Consider the following 8,868-nt stretch of genomic DNA (forward strand, 5'->3'; position numbering starts at 1 on the left):
GAGACCTTGTCATACCCGGCAATGTGGTGTCACTGTGTGTGCGGACCTTGATAGGAGGCAAAGTGACGCAGAACCAGCCGGGTTCCGGGCCGACGGCGCTGCGCATCCTCCTGGGCTCCCAGCTGCGCAAGCTCAGGGAAGCGAAGAACGTCACCCGTGAGGAGGCCGGACACCTCATCCGAGGTTCGGAATCCAAGATCAGCCGGATGGAACTCGGCCGGGTGGGATTCAAAGAACGCGACGTCGCGGACCTGCTGACCCTGTACGGGGTCGTGGATCACCAGGCCCGCTCCGCCGTACTCGACCTGGTCGCCACCGCCAACGAGCCTGGCTGGTGGCACCGGTTCAACGACGTCCTGCCCATGTGGTTCCAGGCGTTCGTCGGCCTGGAGGAGGCCGCGGCCCGGATCAGGACCTACGAGGTCCAGTTCGTGCCAGGGCTCCTGCAGACCAAGGAGTACGCGAGGGCCGTGGTGACCGCCGGTTCGGCGGGCATCGGGGCGGAGGAGATCGCCAGAAGGGTGGATCTCCGGCTGGAGCGCCAGAGGATGTTCGACAGGCCCGACGGGCCGGTCTTCTGGGCGGTGATCGACGAGGCCGCGCTCAGGCGGCCCATCGGCGGGGCCGAGGTGATGCGGGCCCAGCTCGAACACCTCATCGACCTGATGCGCCAGCCGCACATCACGATCCAGATCATGCCGTTCAGCTTCGGCGGGCACAGCGCGGAGGGCGGCGCGTTCAGCGTTCTGCGCTTCCCCGACAGCGACCTGCCCGACGTGGTGTACGTGGAGCAACTCGCCAGCGCGCTCTACCTGGACAAGCGTGAGGACGTGGACCGATACACCGAGGTGATGGAGCGGCTGTGCGCCGTCAGCACCACCCCGGATGAGACGATCGAGCTTTTGCGGACGATCGCGGACGAGTTCTGACCGCGGCGGCGTCGTGGTTGGGTGTGCATCTGCCCTAGACTGGCCAACGGCGTTGGATGCCGCCGTGGCGGAGCATGCCCAGCGGCACGCCCAACACCGCTCATGTGGGCGCGGCGCGTGAGCCGAACCGATGGACGCGCCCGCGATCACTCGTAGCTTGATCAAGGAGACCATTCCCGTGAAGACCGCTGTCGAGGAGCTCAGCCCGACCCGGGTCAAGCTCACTGTCGAGGTGCCGTTCGACGAGCTGCGCCCGAGCATGGATGCGGCGTACAAGAAGGTCGCGCAGCAGGTGCGCGTCCCCGGGTTCCGGCCTGGCAAGGTTCCGGCCCGCATCATCGAACAGCGCTTCGGCCGGGCGGTAGTGCTGGAGGAGACCCTCAACGACGCGGTGCCCAAGCTGTACGGCCAGGCCGTCGACGAGGCCGACGTGTTCCCCGTCAGCCAGCCTGACATCGAGGTCACGAAGATCGACGACGGCGAGCAGATCGAGTTCACCGCCGAGGTCGACATCCGGCCCAACTTCGAGGTCCCCGACTACCAGGGCGCCGAGATCACGGTCGACTCCGCCGAGGTCTCCGACGAGGACGTCGACACGCAGCTCGACGCGCTGCGCCAGCGCTTCGCCACGCTGACCGGCGTGGAGCGCGCCGCGGTCAAGAACGACTTCGTCGTGATGGACCTGCGTGCCGAGATCAACGGCGAGAACATCGAGGAGCAGCAGGCCAGCGAGGTCTCCTACGAGGTCGGTGCCGGCTCCGTGCTGCAGGGCCTCGACGACGCGCTCGAGGGCATGTCCGCGGGCGAGGAGAAGGGCTTCAAGACCGAGCTCGTCGGCGGCGAGAACGCCGGCGAGGAGGCCGACGTGATCATCAGCGTCAAGTCGGTCAAGGAGAAGGTCCTGCCCGAGCTCGACGACGAGTTCGCCCAGCTCGCCAGCGAGTTCGACACGCTTGAGGAGCTGAAGACCAGCATCCGCGAGCAGGCCCGCCGCAACAAGCTGATCGACCAGGTCGTCCAGTCCCGCGAGAAGGCACTCGACGCGCTGCTCGAGAAGATCGACATCCCGCTGCCCGACAGCGCGCTCAAGGCCGAGGTCGACGCTCGCAAGCACAACCTCGACCACCAGGTGTCCGAGAGCGGCCTCAGCCGCGACGCCTTCTTCCGCCTGTACCAGACGACGGAGGAGGAGCGCTTCGAGGAGTTCGACAAGAACTCCGCGCGCGCGATCAAGGTCGGCTTCGTGCTCGACAAGATCGTCAAGACCGAGGAGCTGGGCGTCTCCGAGCAGGAGCTGACCAACTTCGTGGTCCGCCGGGCCATGGAGATGGGCGTGCAGCCCAACGAGCTGGCCAAGCACCTCGCCGACAACGACCAGCTCACGCTGGCCATGGTCGAGATCGTGCGCGACAAGGCCAAGGCGGTCCTGGGCGACGCCGCCAAGGTCGTCGACTCCGACGGCAACGAGGTCGACCTCAAGGCGATCTACACCGAGATCAACGGTGAGCCGGTCGAGGAAGAGGCCGAGGAGGCCGCCGACAAGCCCGCCGAGGACAAGGCCGACGCCTGAGCCGCCCGCTCGGGCTCAGACGCCACGGGAGCCCCCGGACCCCTCACGGGTCCGGGGGCTCCTGCGTTTTCACCGCGTTTCCGCCGTTCGCCGGGGCGTGGACAGAGCTGTCCGGCAAGGGAAATGTGCCGCCCGCGCGAGGGTCGGTCCTGCCACCGGGTCCACCCGGCCGCCATGAGAGGGCTGACTCGCCGAAGGCGCTCAGACGGCCGCTGCCGGTATCGCGGGCGGCGTGGGCCGAACCTTCCCCTCGCGCCACCCGTTCCGCCGTGTGCGGCTCCCTGGGGGCGGGAAGCGGCGGCTTCGCGCCTCCCGCCGCCGTCCGGGACGGGCGCAATGTGGCGACTGTTCCCTTCTTTCGCTCTGGCATCAGCCGAAATATGTGCCGGTTGTCAGGTATGTGCCCCTGGTCGGCAACCAGGACGAAAGCCACACAGAGCCACGAAGGGCAGCAGCAGCCGATCAGTCCGAACCTGCGCCGTCAGCGAACAGTCCGGGGGACCGGGCATGACCTGTGGGCGGCGCGCGTTAAGGTCACAAGCAAAGCCAATCGATTACGACGCATCGGAAGGTGACGCTGTGACCAGCCCGCCGACCTTCTATCAGCCTGAGTCTCGAGGCCGTGAGAACGGCTCCGCCTTCCGGCTTGAGGACCAGCTTTACCAGCGCCTGCTCCGCGAGCGCATCATCGTGCTCGGGCAGGAGGTCAACGACGAGATCGCCAACCGGATCTGCGCCGAGCTGCTGCTGCTCGCGGCCGACGACCCCGAGCGCGACATCACGCTCTACATCAACTCGCCGGGCGGTTCGGTGAGTGCGGGCATGGCCATTTACGACATGATGGAATACGTGCCGAACGACGTCTCCACGGTTGTGATGGGCATGGCCGCCTCGATGGGGCAGTTCCTGCTCACCGCGGGGGCGCGTGGCAAGCGCTACGCTCTGCCGCACGCCCGGGTGATGATGCACCAGCCGTCGGGCGGCATCGGCGGCACCGCCGCCGACATCGCCATCCAGGCGGAGCAGATGCTCTACGTGAAGAAGACGCTGGCCGAGCGGATCGCGTTCCACACGGGGCAGCCGTTGGACCAGATCGAGTCCGACTCCGACCGCGACCGCTGGTTCACGGCCGAAGAGGCCAAGGACTACGGCTTCATCGACCACGTGGTGCGCAGCGCCCGTCAGGTGCCCTCCGTGGGCCCGGTTTCCTAGGGGGAGCTGACATGAACATCGAGAGCCGTTACGTTCTCCCCTCCTTCGTCGAGCGCACGTCCTACGGCGTGAAGGAGATGAACCCGTACAACAAGCTCTTCGAGGACCGCATCATCTTCCTCGGAGTGCAGATCGACGACGCGTCGGCCAACGACGTGATGGCCCAGCTCCTGACGCTGGAGTCGCTCGACCCCGACCGTGACATCAGCATCTACATCAACTCGCCGGGCGGCTCCTTCACCGCCATGACGGCGATCTACGACACGATGCAGTTCGTCCGGCCGGAGATCCAGACCGTCTGCCTCGGCCAGGCCGCGTCCGCCGCGGCCGTGCTGCTGGCCGGCGGCACCCCGGGCAAGCGCTTCGCGCTGCCCAACGCCCGGGTGCTGATCCACCAGCCGTCCACCGAGGGCGGCGGCCAGGGCAGCGACATCGAGATCCAGGCCCGCGAGATCCTGCGCATGCGCACGCTGCTCGAGGACATCGTGGCCCGTCACACGGGCAAGCCATCCGCTGACGTCCGCAAGGACATCGAACGCGACAAAATTCTCAACGCGGACGAGGCAAAGGCGTATGGTCTGATCGATGACATCATCCCGTCCAGGAAGAAACGAGCTCAGGCCGTAGCTTCCTAGACGAGACGTGACGCACCGGAGCGCTGCCCAATAGGGCACGTTCCGGTGCGACTCGCCGCTAGGGGGCTCACTGAGGGCCCAGAAGACGGTAACGTCGAAACCTGAGCGGTTCGGCCTAGTCCGGAGGATGTCCGGAGACACTGCTCGCGGGAGCAGGGCGGTCCCACGCAAAGGAGTATCTGGGGTGGCACGCATCGGCGACGGGGGAGACCTGCTGAAGTGCTCTTTCTGCGGGAAGAGTCAGAAGCAAGTCAAGAAGCTCATTGCCGGTCCAGGCGTCTACATCTGCGATGAGTGCATCGATCTCTGCAACGAGATCATCGAGGAGGAGCTCTCCGAGTCCTCCGAGCTCAAGTGGGACAACCTGCCCAAGCCGAGGGAGATCTACGAGTTCCTCGACGCCTACGTCATCGGTCAGGACAAGGCGAAGAAGGCCCTCTCGGTGGCGGTGTACAACCACTACAAGCGGGTGCAGTCCGGCGACCGGGGCAGAGACGACGGCCTTGAACTGGCCAAGAGCAACATCCTGCTGCTCGGGCCCACCGGATCGGGCAAGACACTGCTGGCGCAGACCCTGGCGAAGATGCTCAACGTGCCCTTCGCCATCGCCGACGCCACGGCCCTGACCGAGGCCGGCTACGTCGGCGAGGATGTCGAGAACATCCTCCTCAAGCTCATCCAGGCCGCCGACTACGACGTCAAGAAGGCCGAGACCGGCATCATCTACATCGACGAGGTCGACAAGATCGCCCGCAAGAGCGAGAACCCGTCGATCACGCGCGACGTCTCCGGCGAGGGCGTGCAGCAGGCACTGCTCAAGATCCTGGAGGGCACCACCGCGTCGGTGCCGCCGCAGGGCGGGCGCAAGCACCCGCACCAGGAGTTCATCCAGATCGACACGACCAACGTGTTGTTCATCTGCGGTGGCGCGTTCGCCGGTCTGGAAAAGATCATCGAGTCGCGCATCGGCAAGAAGGGCATCGGCTTCAACGCCATCATCCGCTCGAAGGAAGAGGTCGACACCGCCGACATCTTCGCCGACGTGATGCCCGAAGACCTGCTGAAGTTCGGCATGATCCCCGAGTTCGTCGGCCGCCTGCCGGTCATCACCTCGGTGCACAACCTCGACCGCGAGGCGCTCATCCAGATCCTCACCGAGCCGCGCAACGCGCTGGTCAAGCAGTACCGCAAGCTGCTCGAGCTCGACGGGGTGGAGCTGGAGTTCACCGACGGCGCCCTCGAGGCCATCGCCGACCAGGCCATCCTGCGCGGCACCGGCGCCCGCGGCCTGCGCGCCATCCTGGAGGAGGTGCTCCAGTCCGTCATGTACGAGGTGCCCTCCAGGCAGGATGTCGCCCGGGTGGTCATCACCCGCGAGTCGGTGATCGAGCACGCGATCCCGACACTCGTCCCGCGCGACCAGCTCGCCGCCAAGCAGCAGCGCACGCCGCGCGAGAAGTCGGCCTGAGCAGCGCTCCGGCCGTGCCCGAACGCCCTGTGGTGGAAACCATGGGGCGTTTCGCTTGCCCGCCTCCCTAGAATTGGTTCCTGTGACAACGCCAGAGCTGCCAACTCAATACACACCGGCCGACGTCGAGACCCGCAGCTACGAGCGATGGGTGTCCGAAGGCTACTTCCGCGCCGACCCGGGCAGCTCGCGCGAGCCGTACAGCATCGTCCTTCCGCCGCCCAACGTGACCGGTGTGCTGCACATCGGGCACGCACTCGACCACTCCGTCCAGGACGCGCTGACGCGCCGCGCCCGTATGCAGGGGCGCGAGACGCTCTGGCTGCCCGGCATGGACCACGCCGGCATCGCCACCCAGAACGTCGTCGAACGCGAGCTGGCCAAACAGGGCAAGTCGCGCCACGACCTCGGGCGCGAGGCGTTCGTCGAGCGCGTCTGGGAGTGGAAGGAGGAGTCCGGCGGCCGGATCCTCGGCCAGATGCGCAAGCTCGGCGACGGCGTCGACTGGTCGCGCGAGCGGTTCACGATGGACCCCGGGCTCTCGCGGGCCGTCCAGACCATCTTCAAGAAGCTGTTCGACGACGGGCTGATCTACCGCGCCGAGCGCATCATCAACTGGTGCCCGCGCTGTCTGACCGCGCTGTCCGACATCGAGGTGGAGCACAGCGAGGACGAGGGCGAACTCGTCTCCATCCGCTACTCCGACGAGATCGTGGTGGCCACCACGCGGGCCGAGACCATGCTCGGCGACACCGCCGTGGCCGTCCACCCCTCCGACGAGCGTTACGCCCACCTGATCGGCACGCTGGTCGAGGTGCCGCTCACCGGCCGCATGATCCCCGTCGTCGCCGACGAGCACGTCGATCCGGCGTTCGGCACCGGCGCGGTCAAGGTGACCCCCGCGCACGACCCCAACGACTTCGAGATCGGCCGGCGGCACTCGCTGCCGTCGCTGACCGTCATGGACGAGCGCGGCGTCATCACCGCGCACGGGCCGTTCGAGGGGCTCGACCGCTTCGAGGCACGTCCCGCCGTGGTCGCCGCGCTGCGCGCCGAGGGCCGCATCGTCGCCGAGAAGCGCCCGTACCTGCACTCGGTCGGCCACTGCTCGCGCTGCAAGACGGTGGTGGAGCCGCGGCTGTCGCTGCAGTGGTTCGTCAATGTCGCGCCGCTGGCCAAGGCCGCCGGCGACGCCGTCCGCGACGGGCGCACCCGCATCCACCCGCCGGAGCTGGCCAAGCGCTACTTCGACTGGGTCGACGACATGCACGACTGGTGCATCTCCCGCCAGCTCTGGTGGGGCCACCGCATCCCGGTCTGGTACGGCCCCGGCGGCGAGGTCGTGTGCGTGGGCCCCGACGAGCAGCCGCCGGCCGGCTACACGCAGGACTCCGACGTGCTCGACACGTGGTTCTCGTCCGGGCTGTGGCCGTTCTCGACCATGGGCTGGCCCGAGCGCACGCCCGAGCTGGAGCGCTTCTACCCGACGTCCGTGCTGGTCACCGGCTACGACATCCTGTTCTTCTGGGTCGCCCGGATGATGATGTTCGGCCTGTACGCCATGGACGGCGAGCCGCCGTTCCGCGTGGTCGCGCTGCACGGCATGGTCCGCGACCAGTACGGCAAGAAGATGTCGAAGTCGTTCGGCAACGTCGTCGATCCGCTCGACTGGATCGAGCGTTTCGGCGCCGACGCCACCCGCTTCACCCTGCTGCGCGGCGCCAACCCCGGCGCCGACGTCGCGGTGAGCGAGGAGTGGGCGGCCGGTTCACGCAACTTCTGCAACAAGATCTGGAACGCCACCAGGTTCGCGCTGATGAACGGCGCGGCCGTCGGCTCGCTGGAGGGCGCGGAGCTGACCGCGGCCGATCGCTGGATCCTGTCGCGCCTGCGCAGCGTCATCACCGCGGCCGACGCGGCCTTCGAGGAGTTCGAGTTCGCCAAGGCTTCGGATCTGCTCTACCACTTCGCGTGGGACGAGGTCTGCGACTGGTACCTCGAACTGGCGAAGATCCAGCTCGGCGAGGGCCTGGAGCACACCAGGCTGGTGCTCGGCCACGTGCTCGACGCGCTGCTGAGGCTGATGCATCCGCTGGTGCCGTTCGTGACCGAGGAGTTGTGGCGGGCCGTCACCGGGGGAGAGTCGATCGTCGTGTCCGCGTGGCCGGTGCCCGACCCCCGGCACGCCGATCCGGCGGCCGAGGCCGAGATCGGGGCGCTGCAGGAGCTGGTGACGGAGGTCCGCAGGTTCCGCTCCGATCAAGGGCTCAAGCCGGGCCAGAAGGCGGCCGCGCGGCTCGGCCTGGCCGGCACGCCGCTGGCGGGCCAGGAGCCGGCGATCAGGTCCCTGCTGCGGCTGACGGAGCCGCCGGAGTCGTTCAACGCCACCGCGCGCTTCACGGTGGGGGGCGTCACGGTGGAGATCGACACCGCGGGCGCCATCGACGTGGCCGCCGAGCGCAAGCGGCTGGAGAAGGATCTGGCGGTCGCGCGCAAGGAGGCCGCCCAGGTCGCGGCGAAGCTGGGCAACGAGCAGTTCATGTCCAAGGCGCCGGAGGATGTCGTGACCAAGGTCAGGAGCCGGGCCGATCAGGCGTCCGCCGACATCACGAGGCTGGAAGCCCAGCTCGCGGCCCTGGGGGTTTGAACCGTACGAGCGAGGGAAGGCTCATTCGTTGCCGAGAACGGGCCTTCCTCGTCTCAGAGGCTGCTAGAGTTTTCAACGCAGGGCCAATCGGGCCTGACATCCCGCTGAACGAACCCCGACTTTCGGGTGGCTCCAGCCACGTGGTTGGACAAGAGCCGAAAGTTGGAGTAAGTTAGGGGGGTTGCCTCCGAGAGGGGCAAGTCCGGAAGCTCCCGGATCGGGCGGTTTGACAAGGATCGTCCGGATCTGGTAGCATGAAGGAAATGAAATGTGCGCCTCGCGCACCGGGGTCCAGAAGGATTCTGGTGCGGATGTACGCGTCCGTTTCTTGAGAACTCAACAGTGTGTTAAAAGCCAGTGCATGATTTTTCATGCAACACCTCGTCAAGATTGTTTTCTTGATGGAT

6 protein-coding genes are annotated in these 8,868 nt (G+C 67.1%); all 6 read left to right on the forward strand.

Annotated features, from left to right (window positions below):
* The first annotated feature begins 62 nt into the window (after positions 1-62).
* The 6 genes from FAF44_RS30415 to FAF44_RS30440 all read left to right on the forward strand — a co-directional run bounded on the left by FAF44_RS30415 (position 63) and on the right by FAF44_RS30440 (position 8,461).
* Positions 63-929, forward strand: a complete 867-nt coding sequence (locus FAF44_RS30415; RefSeq protein WP_237106740.1) for a helix-turn-helix transcriptional regulator — start codon at positions 63-65, stop codon at positions 927-929.
* 178 nt (positions 930-1,107) lie between these two features.
* Positions 1,108-2,499, forward strand: coding sequence for a trigger factor (tig, locus tag FAF44_RS30420; protein WP_237106741.1), 1,392 nt, complete (start codon positions 1,108-1,110; stop codon positions 2,497-2,499).
* 579 nt (positions 2,500-3,078) lie between these two features.
* Positions 3,079-3,711, forward strand: a complete 633-nt coding sequence (locus FAF44_RS30425; RefSeq protein ID WP_308193405.1) for an ATP-dependent Clp protease proteolytic subunit — start codon at positions 3,079-3,081, stop codon at positions 3,709-3,711.
* Between the two features lie 11 nt (positions 3,712-3,722).
* Entirely contained in the window at positions 3,723-4,346 is a 624-nt protein-coding gene (locus tag FAF44_RS30430; protein WP_237106742.1) for an ATP-dependent Clp protease proteolytic subunit, read from the forward strand.
* Positions 4,347-4,530: 184 nt separating this feature from the next.
* A complete protein-coding gene (gene clpX / locus FAF44_RS30435; protein ID WP_237106743.1) occupies positions 4,531-5,814 on the forward strand; it encodes an ATP-dependent Clp protease ATP-binding subunit ClpX in 1,284 nt (427 codons plus the stop codon).
* A gap of 82 nt (positions 5,815-5,896) precedes the next feature.
* A complete protein-coding gene (locus FAF44_RS30440) occupies positions 5,897-8,461 on the forward strand; it encodes a valine--tRNA ligase (protein WP_308193406.1) in 2,565 nt (854 codons plus the stop codon).
* Positions 8,462-8,868 lie beyond the last annotated feature (407 nt).

This window comes from Nonomuraea sp. MG754425 (genome assembly GCF_021699195.1).
In the GTDB taxonomy this organism is placed as follows: Bacteria; Actinomycetota; Actinomycetes; order Streptosporangiales; family Streptosporangiaceae; genus Nonomuraea.